Source organism: Lysinibacillus boronitolerans JCM 21713 = 10a = NBRC 103108 (assembly GCF_000772935.1).
In the GTDB taxonomy this organism is placed as follows: domain Bacteria; phylum Bacillota; class Bacilli; order Bacillales_A; family Planococcaceae; genus Lysinibacillus; species Lysinibacillus boronitolerans.
Window position 1 is genome coordinate 67292 of sequence record NZ_JPVR01000069.1, and the last position, 15962, is coordinate 83253.

The window sequence follows — 15962 nt, forward strand, 5'->3', positions numbered from 1 at the left end:
GTTACTTATTTACTAGTTTAAACCATTTTACGAAGAAAAGCTATTTACGTCTCAGCGTAATTTTGTCTGGTTTTTGAATTGTAAGATCACAATTCACTCCTTTTAAAATCCATGACATCTGCCAAAGCATTATCTACATTCAGCTAGCAACTACTACCACGATGAATGAAGATAAACTATTAATTTTTTTTGTCATAATACATGCCATCCATCACACGAACATTTGAATAAGGATTGAAATATTGCTGTTCACTTTTCTTCGTTTTTTGTAGGTTTACCATGTCTTGTTTAACTGCATCCATTACATCTGCTAAACGCTTTTTAATACCCTTATCTAATTCTAGCAATGTACGATGAATGTGATTTTGTTCATCAAAATGAAATCCCTCATCCATTATGCCTTTAATAATCATACCACGCTTGTCCAACATGTTATTAATAGTGTTGATATATTCATCACGGTCTTCACCTTTAGGAGTTTCACCCAAATGCTTAAATAAATTTGCTGATGCTTGCAATAGTTGATCTATTTGCTGCATATTTTTCCCCTACCTTAATTAGAAGCCTCCGCCTTGCATAAACATACTAGACTGTTGATTTGCTTTGTTTATTGCTTGCTCCATAGCAGAGAATTGTTTCCAATATCGTTTTTCTATGTTTTCCAATTTCACTTTCCAAGCAGCAATTCTATCATCCACACCAATTAAGCTTTTACCGATTGAGTAATTTTGCTCTGTCATTGTTGTTTTACCAGCTTTTTTCTCAATTGTGGCTACAGAATTTTTAATGGACCCACGGAGCTTTTGGACAATCCCACCATTACCATTTTCTAAGGATTTTGTGAAAGTATCGGATACTGCTTGTGGATCTGCCGTAATTGCTGCACGTAATTTTTCTTCATCGATTTCTAATTTACCGCCTTCAAGATAGGATTTTGTAGTAGTTATACCCATCTCAGATAAAGTATCGAATAAGGCATTATTACTTCCACCCTTTTCATACATAATGCCACGCATACTTGACAATGCATTTCGTACAATTGGATCACTTCGAAGCATACCGCTTTTCGCTTTTTCTTCCCATTTCTCAATATCTTTTTCTTCCATATCAGCTTTTTGCTCTTCTGTTAACGGTAAGAAATCACGATATTTCTTCTCAGATGTTAAACTATTTAACGAAGCAACTAGACCATTATATGTTTCTACAAACTTTTTAATTTTATCTATCATTGCATCAGCATCTGTAGTGGCTGTCAATGTAATAGGTTTACTATCTGAATATTTATCTTTTAAAGTAACATTAAAGCCATTAATATCAAATGTATTTGAGCTACGTGTGATTTCAGCACCATTCACAGTTAATTTTGCATCTTGTCCACCTTTAGCTAATACATTTGCATAATTCGGGTCACTAGGATCGCTTGAGGTAAACCCTAATTTAGAAAATAATTCTTGACCAGTTTCTAGATATGCACTTACCCCATCATGGTCACCATACTTGACACCTTTACCAGTCGCTTGTGTTGTCAACGAAAATTGCCCAGTCGCTTCATCGTAGAAAGCATTTAATCCAGTATCTTTATTTAACCCTGCGACAACACTTTCAATAGTGTCAGATGTTTTAAAGGTTTTTGTAACTTCTTTCATGCTACCATCATTTTGTAGCACCTTCATTTTTATATCAATTTTTCCATTTGCATCACCAGTAACACCAAGGCTTTTTAGAGTAGTTGTTTTTGCCCGATTTGATTCTGCCACTAGCCCTACTCTATTACCTGCCGTTGCGAGTTGATCAATTTTATCAATTTTTAAAGTACCAGATGCAGATGTGTTAGCAGTGACAGAAACAGCATCATGTGAAGAAGTCGCACTTTTTTTATAAAAATCTCGTTGTAACGTCATTTCATCTAATAAAAACTTATCAAATGATGCTAATTGTTTATTCACATCTCGATAAGCATCACGTTGCCATTCATATTTTTGCTTCTGTTGATACAGTTTATTTAACGGTGCCTTCTCTGCAGACATTAACTTTTCTACCAGACTGTCAATATCCATTCCTGAAGCTAATCCACCAATTCTTGTAACCATTATAAAAACCCCCAATATTTTCTAAATTTTTTCATCTATAATCATCCCTGCAAGTTTTTTCATTTCGTAAAAAGCATCAAGTAATTTTTCTGGAGGAATCTCTTTAATTACTTCCTCCGTCTCAGAGTTAACTAAACGTACGAAATACTTATTTAATCCTTCGTGTAATACAAATTTAGACTGTTTATGATCTAAATTTAAAAATTCACCAATAGAATCAATCGCTTTTTCAATATTTTCTTTTGTAACTTTTCTTGTGCCAGTCTCTTGTTGTTGATCTTGCTTCAAAACATCTGTTATTTGTTGAATTGGCTCTGCTGAATTCTGTTCAACATTACTTTGTGACACTGTCGAGATAGTTTTCATAGTTGTATCTAAATTTTGAGTATTGATACGCATAATTACCTCCCATTTACTTTCATCTTAGTTACAATTAGTATCGGCTAAAAGATTGATAATTTCATAGTGATATTAGAAAATCAAGGAAAAATGGCTATTTTAGCTCAGCCTGCTATCACAGTTAGTAGAATAAAACATGCCATTACCTAAAAAAATGTCTCAAAATTATTCTGAGACATTTTTTCCTAATTTATTATTGATTGAACATCTTGAATAATCTTATCTATAGTAGATTGAACCTCATTTATGTTATTTTTACATACTCCCACATAAATTTTACATTTCGGTTCAGTCCCTGATGGTCTTACACATATCCAAGAGCCATCTTGTAATATATATTTTATGACGTCAGCCTTCGGTAGATGGAGTGGCTTTATCGTACCATTTAGATAGGAGATACCCTTACTGTAATCCTCCATTGCAACAACAGGAGTATTACCAATTTCCTCGTATGGTGATATGCTAAGACGATTCATTATGCTCTTCATTTTTAATTGCCCATCCAAGCCATCATATGTAAATGTTAATAATTTTTCACCGAAATAGCCAAATTGCTTATATAGGTGATTTAGTACCTCTATTAATGTTTGATTCTGTTTTTGGTAATATGATGCCATCTCTGCGGTTAGAAGTGCAATCTGCACTGCGTCTTTATCCCTGACAAAACTTGCCGCTAAATATCCATAGCTTTCTTCGTAGCCAAATAAAAATGAATACTCACCAGTTGTCTCAAATTCTTCAATTTTCTCAGCTATAAACTTAAACCCAGTAAGCGTATTTATCGTTTGAACATTAAAACTTTTGGCGATTGCTGTCCCTAACTCAGATGTTACAATGGTTTTTAATATAACACCATTTTCAGGTAGTGTCCCCTCAAGTCTTCCTTTAGTAAGAATATAGTTTAATAAAAGTGCTCCTAGTTGATTGCCTGTCAATAACTGATAATTGTCCTTCGTTGAAATTGCTACACCTAAGCGATCTGCATCAGGGTCTGTCGCAAGGATTAGTTGAGCACCGACTTGTTTGCCAAGAGTAATTCCCATTTCAAACGCTAACGCTTCTTCCGGGTTTGGATAACTCACCGTTGGAAAATTACCATCTTGTATAGCTTGTTCATTTACAATATGGACATTAGTGAACCCTGCTTCTGCTAATGCACGCTTTGTAGGTTCTAGACCTGCACCATGTAAAGGTGTATAAACTATGTTTAGATCTGCATTTTCATTCGTTTTCTTTACTAGTGTCTTTAAAGCTTCATTGTATGCATTATCTAAATCTTCTAAGATTTCTATGCAGAATTTCGATTCAAGTAGCTCTTTTTTTGTAAAGGAGTGAATTGTAAATATATCATCCACCCTTTTCATATGTTCTATAATCTCATTAGCAAACTTTGGTGTTAGTTGTGCTCCATCCTGACCATACACTTTAAATCCATTATATTCTTTAGGATTATGACTTGCTGTAATAACTACCCCTGCATAAGCTGTTAAATAACGAACAGCAAAACTTAGCTCAGGGGTAGGTCTACTTTCTCGGAATACATAGCTTTTAATACCATGAGTTGCTAAAACGCCAGCTGTTTCATATGCAAATTCTTTAGAAAAATGACGCGTATCATAAGCTATGACCACACCACTTTTTTTTGCATAATCACCTTGATCTTCAATTTGTCTGGCCAAACCTTCCGCAACTAATCGAATCGTATGAACATTAATACGATTTGTTCCCGCTCCTAGTTTGCCTCTCATACCACCTGTTCCAAATGGAATATATTGATAAAAATGATCCTTTATCATTTGGTCATCATTAATAATTCTATTTAATTCTTCTTGATAACTACAATTAGCTTTGTGTAACCATTCCTCGTATAATTCCTTATGCACGTACCTTCACCATATCTTCCTTCAATAAATCTAACATTTTCTCTTTATATGCCTCCACACCTGGCTGATCGTATGGATTAACCTCTAGTAAGTTAGCACTAATGACACACGCCTTCATAAAGAACATCATTAAATAGCCAACATGATACGCATCTAATTTTGGTAGTTCAATACGTATTACTGGTACGCCACCTTCTTCATGTGCTAATGCAACACCATCTTTAGAAGTTGAATTTATACTATTCATTGAACGCCCTGCTAAATAATTGAGACCATCTATATTATCTACTGAAAAAGGAATTTCAATATCGCCTTCGATAGTGTCAAAATGAATAAGCGTCTCAAACATAATTCGACTTCCATCCTGAATAAATTGCCCGATGGCATGTAAATCAGATGAATAATTTACAGTTGAAGGATATAATCCTTTGTGTTTCTTCCCTTCACTTTCCCCAAATAACTGTTTCCACCATTCATGTAATTTATTTAGTCTAGGTTCAAATGAAGCAAGAAGTTCAACAGAATAACCTTGTTTATATAAAGCATAGCGATTCCAAGCATAATCAATCGCACTATTTGATTCACTTGAAAAATCCAACTCCGCTTGTCGTCCCCCACGAACAAATGCCTCTATATCAATGCCTGCAACAGCAATTGGTAGTAAGCCAACTGGAGTAAATACTGAATAACGTCCTCCTACATCAGACGGAATAACAAATTGGCGATATCCTTCTTTGTTTGCAATTTTCTTCAAAATACCTTTTTCAGCATCAGTTGTCACAATAATTCGCTTACGGGCTTCTTTTCCATATCGTTTATCCATGTATTTTTTCACAACTCGAAATGCTAAGGCTGGCTCCATCGTAGAACCTGACTTTGAAATAACATTGACATATACTTCTTTTGTATCTAAATAGGTTAATAATTGTTTTAAGTAGGCACCGCTCATATTATTTCCGGCATATAAAATTTCAACATCATTTTTGGTAGTGAAATAGGGTGTTAGCGCATCAATTACTGCACGGGCACCAAGAAATGAACCTCCTACACCAATAACTAGGAAAATTTTCGCTTCAGAAATTACTTGATTTGCAACATTTTGAATTGCAAAAAGCTCTTGCACTGTAACAGGATTGTAATGCTTCATACTCGGGCAATCAGTATTTTTCATTCTAGGTAACTCAGTTAATGGCTGAAAATAGATCATCTTGTCAACTCCTGTTAAAACAGCTTACCATTTTAAAGTAAGCTGAATATAGTACTACTTATTTCGGCTGATTTAGTAATTCTTTAATATTCGACACAATAATTGCTAGATCTTCTATTGTCATTTGAGGATGTATCGGTAAAGTTAAGGCCTTTTCATACCAATTTTCTGCAATTGGACATAGGCCACGTTCGTAACCTAACTTTTGGTAATAGGGATGCCAATAAACAGGAATGTAATGTACATGTACCCCTATATTCATCGATCTCATTTTTCCAAAAATTTTCTTACGCAATTCCTTTTCAAGCTGAATCATATACAAATGCCATCCTGAATTCGTTTCGTGTAGTTGTTGAGGAATGACAATTCTATTCTCATCTTGAAAAGCTTCTGTATAAAAATCTGCAATTTCACGACGTCGTTGGATAAAAGTGTCAATTTTCGTCAATTGAGACAAGCCAAGTGCCGCTTGTAAATCCGTCATTCGATAATTATAACCAAGGTCTGTCATTTCATAATACCAACCACCTTGTTCAGATGAATACTCCGTTTGCTCGATACCATGACTGCGGAATAATTGTAGTTTTTTATAATACTCTTTGTTATTCGTTACGATGATCCCACCTTCAGCCGTGGTAATCGGTTTAACTGGATGAAAACTGAACATGGTCATATCTGCTTGTATCCCAACCTTTTTTCCTTTATATTCAGCGCCAAGGGAATGAGCACCATCTTCAATAACAACTATGTTATGCTCTCTCGCGATGGCATTGATTGCGTCTAAATCAGCAGGCTGACCTGTAAAATCTACAGGAATGATTGCCTTTGTTTTGGATGATATCTTTTTTCTAATTTCGGTCGGATCAATATTATATGTACGGGCATCAATATCGGCAAAAACTACAGTTCCTCCCATATAACGTACACAATTCGCACTTGCCGCAAAAGTAATGGGCGATGTAATGACTTCATCCCCTTCACCTATTCCAGCTGCGTAACAAGCTGCATGGAGGGCTGCCGTTCCATTACAAAATGCCACTGCATATTGAGCACCAACATAATTAGCAATTGCTTGTTCAAACTCTTTTATTTTAGGGCCTTGTGTTAAAAAAGGAGAACGCAATGTTTCAATTACCATTTGAATGTCTTCTTCATCTATAGATTGGCGACCGTAGGAGAGAAAATCATTGCGCTTTTTCATAGTAATAACTCCCAACTTAAAGGCGTTCCTTTTTTCACATCTTGATTAATGTGCTTACCAATGATCAAATCATAGTATTTTGTCGGCAATCCTAGGCCAGGTCGTATACTTCTCACATTTTCTTTGGTTAGTAGGTCCCCTGCATTTAAGTTTTCACTTATATACAACGAGCGTCTAAATTTTGTAGAATCCTTTTCAGCATCTGTTGGTCCATATTGTACTTGTCCTAAGCTTTGCCATGCTCGCTCTGTTTCTTCTACTAGCATTTTTAGCTCATGAGGTTCCATTGAAAAGGCTGAATCGACACCGCCATCAGAACGAGAAGTTGTAAAATGTTTTTCTATTACAGTTGCACCAAGAGTTACTGCTGCCACTGATACACCCACACCCAACGTGTGATCTGATAAACCAATTTCAGTTCCTAATAATTCTCTCATATGGGGAATAGTAGCTAGATTAGAGTTTGCAGGAGTAGCAGGGTAAGTACTTGTACATTTTAATAGTACAATTTGTTGATTCCCTTCAGCTCTTGCAGCACCAACTGCTTCATCTAGTTCTCCTACTGTTGCCATACCTGTAGAAATAATAATAGGTTTTCCAGTTCGAGCAACTTTTCGAATTAAAGGTATATCCACATTCTCAAAAGAGGCAATTTTATAAGCCGGTACGTTTAAAGTTTCTAAAAAGTCAACAGCTGTTTCATCAAAGGGTGAACTAAATGCTAGTAGACCATGTTCTTTAGCACGATTAAAAATTGCCTCATGCCATTCCCAAGGGGTGTAAGCTTCTTTATATAAATTATAAAGAGAATTTCCCTTCCAAAGGTTTTCATCATCTTGTATATAAAATTCCCCTGTATGGACATCTAATGTAATGGTATCTGGTGTATATGTTTGTAGCTTTAATGCATCTACACCTGCTTCTGCCGCTAGATCTACTAAGTGCAATGCTCGCTCTAACGATTGATTATGATTACCGGACATTTCTGCAATGATAAAAGGTTTGACATGCTTCCCAATTTCCTTATTTCCAATTTTAATCATGCTAACAACTCCATTATTTGTGATAACCAAGCATTTGGTTGTGGTGCTGCTGTTAATTGCAGACTAATACTTTCCAGCTTCTTTACATTCATGTCTCCTATACCCTTTAGTAGGTTTCTATACTTTTCTACAGTCACATCTTCATGCCATCCTAGATTTATTACTGCGCCTAGTTGTGCAGCATAGGTAGTAGTAATGAGTTGGTTAGCAGCAACAATCGTACTAGAGGAAGGGAGTCCCACATAGCAACGTTCCCACATAGTTCCACCACCAGCACCTATGCAAAAATCTGCCTGCTGCATAAGCTGTGCCATATAAGATATTTGACAATGATATTGATAATTACGCTTATTGCAAATTTCCTTGATTTCCCCTTTATGTACATTCCCGTTCCCAACAACGATATCTATTTGAGCAAATGAGTAATTTTCTAGCGCAGTTAAAATTTTCATTGTCTCATTTGTTGGATCAGTTCCCCCCATAAATACAAGTAGACGTTTAATATTATGGCGCTGTGACATTTGGTTTCGAGCCATTAAAAACTCTTCACGCATAATTAAGTACTTTGGTCCAAGTAATTTCACACAATGATTCGGTACAAGTCCATCGTAACGACTCTCAAAATTCGGTACAACATTTTGATCAAGTAATAAATCACAATCATGTACTCTTGCCAAATCATCAATCACCATTAGTTTTTTTGTATGCTGTCGAATAGACTTCTCCCATTCGATATCCAAGCCGTAATGATCCACGATATAAAGATCAGCGCCTTCAGCCTTTGATATATTTTTATAGCCCTGTTGTGCAACAAGATTAATCAAATTGCCTGCGAGAGGTTCCATCCAAAATCGAACATTACATCCTCTCACTTTTAAATTGTCAGCAATTGTTAGACATCTCATAACATGACCGCTTCCGATTTCCACTGATGCATCTGTACGGATAATTATTTTTTTCATTAAATCACCGGCTTTTGTTCAATATGTGCATTTAATACAGCTACCTCAGGTGTTTCTCTTAAATATTGAATAACCTTTGAGCTTGACACTAATGGATCATCAAAATGGTTTGCGATTGCTGAAATCAATTGATAGTCTTCTTCAGTATCTAATGTTATACGTAGTTCAGGAGCTATACGATTTGCCGGTACTTTATATGTAACTGAATTGAATCTTTCAGCATATTCATACGCAAAATAAGTAACATGTTCACGATGTCGAGGTTCTTTTCCCATTTCATGAATATGTAATAATGCCTCATAAGATATCATTTCAACTGCTAGGCCACGAGGAAGCTCGCGGTCCATTAACACGATATCCTTTTGCTCTTTTTCCATAAGTGAGACAATCTCACTCGCTATTTCGTAATCAACAAATGGACAATCTGAAGTCACACGCATTACATAATCAGGTTTATACATGTTAGCACATTGTACATAACGGCCTAGTACATCATCTTCAGAGCCGCGGAAAAAAGCCACTTGATGCACTTCACACCAGTTTGCAATAGCATCGTCCTGTGGTAAATTACTTGTTGCTACAATAACTTCACTAATCCCCTCAATTGCTCGACAGCGTTCTATATCGTATGTAAGGACATCCACATCACCAAGTTTTTTTAAAATCTTCCCTGGCAGGCGGGATGAGCCCATTCTAGCTTGGATGATAACAATTGTTTTCATGACTGCACCTCTGGAATATATTTTTTGAATTTATCCCCAACTTCTTGCCAACGGTCCTTTGTCATTTCAAATACATGAACATCATGCCACATATTATTTTTACATATATGGTGTTCATATTTCCCTACAAGACGCGCCCCCTGTTTTAAATGAAGCTTTTGTACGCCTACATTTATATCCATTACTTCACCAATTAACTTTTCTAAACCAAGCTCTGTAAATGCATAATTGTACATGTATGCTCCTAAAAAGCCTGCAAGCATTGCATATTTCATATCACCAATATAAAAATTCCAGGCTCCACGTTTATGTCTCCAATCGATGTCAGTGATTGAAATAAAGCCTATAATGTCACCTTTATATTCCATTAACCAGTAAAAACCTTTTTGATCAGCCCGAATGGTATTCAACCATTTCTTTTGATTTTCTAAACTATATTCAATATCTGTATACATATAGCGAGTTATATCTTCTCGTGTACGCCAATCTAAAATTTGCTGAAGATGTTGCTCTTCAATTGGTATCCATTTCATATAATGATTACTTCCCTTGTAAATGATGTTAAAAAGCTTTGACCATCCCATACTCCTGTAAATTCCAAAGCTTTACCAATCGGAACTATGCGATCGATTCCTCTAGTTGTAATAGCATCCACTAAATTTTCAAGTTCCTCACGTTCAAAACCAAAATAAGCAATTGTTTGATCTTTATCTATTAGTACACCTGCTAAATCTTTCAGTGTCTCTACAGTATATTCGTAAAACATTCCGCCGCCGCAATGACGTTCACGGACATCTGCTGGCACATCAGATAGCTTTACACGTGAAAAATAAAGTCCATTTTCCAAATTACCTACAACACTTTCAGTTGCAAGTACGAGACTAGTAGTGTATTTCAACACTTGTGTTGCTGCCATTAATTCATATTGCTTTTGCTGAATTTTTTGTGCGAACACTGTCCAAAACTTATTGATTGCTTCTTGGTTATCACCACTCCAGACGATTAATCTTGGAGAAGAACACGCCATTTGATCAAACCAAAAAACATCATTATAAAACTGCTCTACAAGATTGTCTAATTCCTTCTCATTTAACTTAGAGATTATCTCACTATTTAAAACAGCCAATGAGAATCGGTCTGGAAAAGTAAGTTCATTTGCTAAGGGTGCTAGTGGTACACTTCGGATAGCAGAAATCGTTACATCTCCACCCCAAATGACACGTGTCTGACAAGCAGAACTTAAGACGGCTGTTGCATTTTCCTCATGCCCATATGTACATATTATCGTCTGCTGAGCAATTTTTTGAAATTCAGGACGAGTTAACTCCTCTATAATTATTTGCAAAAGCACGTTTAAGCCCTTTTGCTCCTTACTAGAAATTCGAATGATGTTTCGATTGCCTGCTAACAACGACAACATCCAAGAATAAACAAAAATTGTATCAACATTCGATGGCGCAATATGAAACACAGTTCCTCGCGCCCTTACTTTCTTTTGTGCAGCCCCTTGTTCAAATGCAGCTTGCATTTCCTTGATATTTGCCTTTCGAAGCCAGTAACCTAATGCTACAATTTCAGGCAATTCTCTTATACGAAGAAAACGTTTGGATAGAGCCTGTGTAAATGCCACTACCTCTTGGTCAAAAGGTTTATTTGGTTTATAAAAGGAAAGCTGTTCCATAGCAGACTCAAATGCAATATTTTCTGGCCAAAATAGATTCATCGCTTAGTCCCTCCTTGAAAAGTATCACTACAGCCCCGGAGCTCCGCCTTTGGAATTCTCCCTGCTACAGAGAAATATTTCCCTTTCCAACCACAAAGGCAATCATCTTCCCCATGAATGGTACCTAGATCTTCTGTCAGCAATGAATGGCCCGGATAGCTTTTGGGTAGCTCACTTAACACCTGAATAAGCCCCTGTTCTCCATAAGGAATTGGCTCAAATGTAATGGGGTTACGAATAATAATATCTGCATAGCTAGGTGTATGAAGATGCCCCATACTACACTCAACAAAAATGGATCCAACTTGTTCGACCATTCCGTAATAATTATGTACCTCTCGAATGCCTAACTGCTCATGTAGTAAGCGATTAAATGTAGAGGAATCAACCGCTTCATCCTTCAGCTTCTTCCAGCCACCACCGTGAATTAAAATACTGTCTCCACAGTCAATCTTTATGTCGCTTGCTATTACTTCTTTATAGACATACTGCCAAATCATAAACGTAAAGCCGAACAATAAAATTTTTTGCCCCGCAAACTCCTTTAAAAATGCCTGTAAGCCCACAATATCTAAGCTCATATCATCATTTAATGCATAAAAATGCTTACGACCAAAATTGGAGAAGCCTAAAATGCCAGCACCACGAGCACTAAATGATTTACGATCTTTTAGCACTGATTTCGTATCTAAAATAATCATCGGTAAACGTTTACTGCCAAGCAAAGGTTTCATCACTTCAACCAATATTTTAGTTTGTGCAACAGAAGTTTCTTTGTCTAAGTAGATTTTAGACACCTGTTGCCCCGTTGTACCACTTGAAGTCAGTACTTTTACGATTTCTTCTTGTGAAATCGACTTTAACTCTAAAAGCTTAAATACTTGCACCGGTAAGTAAGGTACTTCTTCTAAAGTGTCAACTTGTTGTACAGCATCACTTTTTTCTAGCATCGCCTTATATTCTTGGCAATTGTCCATATGCCATTTTGTTAATGCATTAAGTTTATCTAATAGCTGCGCTGATTTTTGCTGTCGTTCCAAATGATATGGGGCAATCATAAACAGCTCTCCTTTAATTTCATATAATCTGTCTTACCATTAGCCAAGCGAGGAATTTCTAATATGACCACCTTATAAGCTGACCTATGCAATTTATATAGTCGTTCAAGGTTTTCTTTGACATGGCCCATCTGTTCTTCTTTTTCAATTACCACCACTAACTTATCATCGTTACCAGTACATGCTATTGGTGCTTGAATGACTGCCTCTAACTTCTTCTCTACATCATCTAAATTAATCCTTAATCCAAATAACTTAATAAAACGTTTCATTCGTCCTGTAATAGTAAAATACCCTTCATTATCAACAGTTGCAGTATCTCCCGTATATAGTATGCCGGATAGTTCATCCCCTAATGATAAATCTTCTAAGCATTCCGCATATCCCATCATTACATTAGCACCTTTATAGATAAGCTCACTCGTCTCACTATCTATAGTCAAGTTTCCACCTGGTATGGCAATACCAATCGAACCTAATTTAGTAAGTACACGTTCATGGGGAATATAAGACATGCGAGGTGATGCCTCTGTTTGCCCATACATGACAAAAAACCGCTTATTATTTTGCTGTGCATATTCACCAAAAACTTTTACTAATTTTTCATTTAGTCGTCCACCAGCTTGCGTGAGCGTCTTTAAATAAGGTAAATCCATTTTCATAAAACCAATACGTTGAAGCATCTGATACGTAAAAGGAACACCTGCAAGTGAAGTAGCTTTATGCTCACGAACTTCCTCCCAAAATGACTTCTCCATTACACTTTCTTCAGATAATATTAACGCTGCTCCCGCTAATAGATGACTGTTCACAATTGACATCCCATACGAATAAGACAATGGTAAGTTCATAACAGCACGCTCATTCTCATCGATGGCTAAATATTCAATAATTGATTGTGCATTTGAACGTAAATTACCGTAAGATAATCGAACAAATTTTTGACTTCCTGTTGTACCAGATGTGCTTAATAACACTGCTAAATCCGCATGAATCTTATAGTTGGAAGTTTCGTCTATTCTAGTTAATAGTAAATTTTCCGATTTATACCCCGAAATATTTATGTCTCCTACAATCCATTTTGGTCGATATTGTTCGATATTTTTTGCTAATAATTCCTTATTGATATCATAATTTAATAGCATCACCGCATGACCACTGTCTAAAGCAGCGATGTATGAAGCTAATACTTGTACTGTATTCTTAGTTAAAATCAAAATTAATTCTTTTTGTGTACTATTGAATATAAATTTGTTGGATTGCTGTGCTAATTGCGTATATGTATAAGTGCGTTCATTTGTCACTACAGCTAGTTGCTGACACTTCTCCGTTAACTCAAAAAAGCTCATTTGATAGCTCCTTTCAAAAGAAAAGAACATGGTTAAATAACCATGCCCCCATCCACCCCGATAACTTGCCCTGTTACATAAGATGACAAGTCTGATAATAAAAATAATATCACATTTGCCACCTCATCTGCCTGACCGAATCGGTGCATTTTTATCGAATTAAGTACGGTATCTTTTCTTTCTCTAACATAATGGCTCGTTAAATCTGTCTCGATAAAACCTGGTGCAACAGCATTCACACGAATACCTTTTGCTGCCCATTCTTTTGCTGCAGATTTTGTTAACCCTACAATAGCCGCCTTACTCGCAGAATAGGCTGTGCTTCCTTCCGCACCCTGTATACCAACGATAGAGCTAACATTAACGATAGAACTTACTTTATTTTTCATCATCAGCTTGGAGGCTAATTGCATTTGTTGGAGTACTGCTGTTACGTTTACCTGCATCATTTCTTCAATGACTGAAGTCTTCATCATACCAAGTAAACCTTCATGCATAACACCAGCATTATTTACAAGTCCATCTAATCGACCAAATTGTTTTTTTATATCTAATACAGCTTGCTTTATCGCCGTTTCATCTTTCATGTCATATAGGACAGTAAACGGTGATAATCCTACCTCTGAGACAGCAGCCTTCGTTTCAATTAAACTTTCCTCAGTTCGTCCATGTAAAACTACTTGTGCCCCAGCTTTTGCTAGAATTACTGCTGTTGCTCGACCAATTCCACGACTTGCTCCTGTAATTAAAATAATTTTATCCTTCAACATAGGTGACCTTTACGAAAATTCAATTTCATATTTCGCTAATATTTCTTTCGCTTTTGCAAAAGAGCTCATATCAAGCACGTCGTCCGTATCTAGCATCACATCAAACTGATCTTCAATTTCTGCAACCAATGCCATATGGGCAACTGAATCCCACTCTGGAATTGAATTGTATGTTAACTCATCAACTACATGAATAGCATCTATTTCTAAGCTTTGTGCAAAGATTTGTTGTAATTTCTCTACATTCATCTTTTGTATCCCCTATCTAACTTTCTATACTATTTATCGACCAATTTTAATAAACATAAAGAAAAATACATCTACTCTATGTTAAAGAAAATCGTATGTAAGTTTACTTATATCTTAATAGATTTTCGCGCAATTCTCGCATAGTAAATCGAAAAGAAGGAAAATCGGATTTTAACTCTACTAAATTATGTGCTGCATCCATATATCCGGGATGTTGCGCAATAGCTTCTTGGAACAATACATCAGCTCTTCGTTTTTCTCCATGTAATGCCAAGAGTACCCCTAAATTATTTAAAGCGGCACCATGGGTAGGTTGAATACTTAATAACTTTTCAAACATCTGCTGTGCAAAATTTTTTTCATTCTTCTCGATATAGTAAATACCAGATAAAAAATATTTAGATAATTCGAATTCGCCATTATTAATACTTTTTAAATAACTGAAACCCTCATCATAACAATTAAACTGATATAGGAGTGTAACAAAATCAATCGTATTTCTCTCCTTAGTAAAGTTTCGTCTGAAAACGGCTTCCTTTACTTCCTCTATTGAATAAATATCTAATATTGCTTTTCCAGCTTGTGACGCCTTTTTTAAATCTGAAGTAATACTCATCTCGTGACGTCTAAAATAAACATAAGGTTCATCCACATAGACAAAAGTACCTTCTCTGGATAAACGTAAAATAAACTCCGCATCCTCTGACACAAAGAAATTCGCTTTGTAGCCACCTATTTTTAAGGCAGCATTCCGATTTAATAATAACCCTGAAGGGGTAATAATATAATTACGTACAAGTAGGGAGCCAAAAGTCTCTTCATATGATAGTTGTTGTCCTCGATACTCGCTATTATCTAGTACATTACCGTTCTCATCTGTTTGCACATAAGCGGGATGAACACATACTGGTTGTGGTTCAATTTCCATATATCTACGTAATTGTTCAACCTGTAATTTTAATAAGTCAGGATGGATTGTGTCATCAGCATCCATCATTAGTACCCAAGCATTGCGTGCCTCCGCTAATCCTCGATTACGTGCTGCTGAACCACCTTGATTATGAGACTGACGAATAAGCCTTACAACTGGATGTAACATACTATATTTCTCGACAATTGCCGTTGACTGATCAGTTCCGCAATCATCCACTACTAAAATTTCATCGATTGGATATGTTTGACTAATCAAACTATCTAATGTTTCAACTATGTATTTTTCAGCATTATATAACGGAATTACTACACTAATCTTCATGGCGTCATCCCTTTTCATTCAAATGAAAGTCCGACTTAATCACAAGTCGGA

General features: G+C 36.1%; 16 protein-coding genes. All 16 read right to left on the reverse strand.

The window, feature by feature from the left end:
• Window positions 1-179: 179 nt before the first annotated feature.
• Window positions 180-539 carry a flagellar protein FliT gene (gene fliT / locus CD31_RS08070; RefSeq protein WP_036076723.1) on the reverse strand — a complete coding sequence of 120 codons (360 nt, stop codon included), beginning with the start codon at window positions 537-539 and terminating at the stop codon, window positions 180-182.
• A gap of 18 nt (window positions 540-557) precedes the next feature.
• Window positions 558-2090, reverse strand: coding sequence for a flagellar hook-associated protein 2 (locus CD31_RS08075; RefSeq protein WP_036076728.1), 1533 nt, complete (start codon window positions 2088-2090; stop codon window positions 558-560).
• Between the two features lie 21 nt (window positions 2091-2111).
• On the reverse strand, window positions 2112-2489 hold the full coding sequence (locus CD31_RS08080; RefSeq protein ID WP_036076729.1) for a flagellar protein FlaG: 378 nt from the start codon (window positions 2487-2489) through the stop codon (window positions 2112-2114).
• 185 nt (window positions 2490-2674) lie between these two features.
• Entirely contained in the window at window positions 2675-4372 is a 1698-nt protein-coding gene (locus CD31_RS08085) for a phospho-sugar mutase (RefSeq protein WP_036076730.1), read from the reverse strand.
• On the reverse strand, window positions 4365-5579 hold the full coding sequence (locus CD31_RS08090) for a glucose-6-phosphate isomerase (RefSeq protein ID WP_052125352.1): 1215 nt from the start codon (window positions 5577-5579) through the stop codon (window positions 4365-4367). The genes CD31_RS08085 and CD31_RS08090 overlap by 8 nt, the downstream gene beginning before the upstream one ends.
• A 58-nt stretch (window positions 5580-5637) precedes the next feature.
• A complete protein-coding gene (gene pseC / locus CD31_RS08095) occupies window positions 5638-6780 on the reverse strand; it encodes a UDP-4-amino-4,6-dideoxy-N-acetyl-beta-L-altrosamine transaminase (protein ID WP_036076731.1) in 1143 nt (380 codons plus the stop codon).
• Complete coding sequence (gene pseI / locus CD31_RS08100) at window positions 6777-7823, reverse strand: pseudaminic acid synthase (RefSeq protein ID WP_036076733.1); 1047 nt, start codon at window positions 7821-7823, stop codon at window positions 6777-6779. The genes pseC and pseI overlap by 4 nt, the downstream gene beginning before the upstream one ends.
• Window positions 7820-8785: a UDP-2,4-diacetamido-2,4,6-trideoxy-beta-L-altropyranose hydrolase gene (pseG, locus tag CD31_RS08105; RefSeq protein ID WP_036076735.1), complete on the reverse strand. Its 966-nt coding sequence runs from the start codon at window positions 8783-8785 to the stop codon at window positions 7820-7822. The genes pseI and pseG overlap by 4 nt, the downstream gene beginning before the upstream one ends.
• On the reverse strand, window positions 8785-9507 hold the full coding sequence (locus CD31_RS08110) for a cytidylyltransferase domain-containing protein (RefSeq protein WP_036076736.1): 723 nt from the start codon (window positions 9505-9507) through the stop codon (window positions 8785-8787). Before CD31_RS08110 ends, pseG begins: the two co-directional genes overlap by 1 nt.
• Entirely contained in the window at window positions 9504-10040 is a 537-nt protein-coding gene (gene pseH / locus CD31_RS08115; protein ID WP_036076749.1) for a UDP-4-amino-4,6-dideoxy-N-acetyl-beta-L-altrosamine N-acetyltransferase, read from the reverse strand. The genes CD31_RS08110 and pseH overlap by 4 nt, the downstream gene beginning before the upstream one ends.
• Window positions 10037-11230, reverse strand: coding sequence for an acyl-CoA reductase (locus CD31_RS08120; protein WP_036076751.1), 1194 nt, complete (start codon window positions 11228-11230; stop codon window positions 10037-10039). Before CD31_RS08120 ends, pseH begins: the two co-directional genes overlap by 4 nt.
• A complete protein-coding gene (locus CD31_RS08125; protein ID WP_036076753.1) occupies window positions 11227-12288 on the reverse strand; it encodes a LuxE/PaaK family acyltransferase in 1062 nt (353 codons plus the stop codon). The genes CD31_RS08120 and CD31_RS08125 overlap by 4 nt, the downstream gene beginning before the upstream one ends.
• Window positions 12285-13637, reverse strand: coding sequence for an AMP-binding protein (locus CD31_RS08130; protein ID WP_036076755.1), 1353 nt, complete (start codon window positions 13635-13637; stop codon window positions 12285-12287). The genes CD31_RS08125 and CD31_RS08130 overlap by 4 nt, the downstream gene beginning before the upstream one ends.
• Window positions 13638-13669: 32 nt before the next feature.
• Window positions 13670-14407, reverse strand: a complete 738-nt coding sequence (locus CD31_RS08135) for an SDR family NAD(P)-dependent oxidoreductase (protein WP_036076757.1) — start codon at window positions 14405-14407, stop codon at window positions 13670-13672.
• 9 nt (window positions 14408-14416) lie between these two features.
• Window positions 14417-14656, reverse strand: coding sequence for an acyl carrier protein (locus CD31_RS08140; protein ID WP_036076759.1), 240 nt, complete (start codon window positions 14654-14656; stop codon window positions 14417-14419).
• 103 nt (window positions 14657-14759) lie between these two features.
• Window positions 14760-15911 (reverse strand): glycosyltransferase, encoded by a 1152-nt coding sequence (locus tag CD31_RS08145; RefSeq protein ID WP_036076762.1) that lies wholly within the window; start codon window positions 15909-15911, stop codon window positions 14760-14762.
• Window positions 15912-15962: the final 51 nt, after the last annotated feature.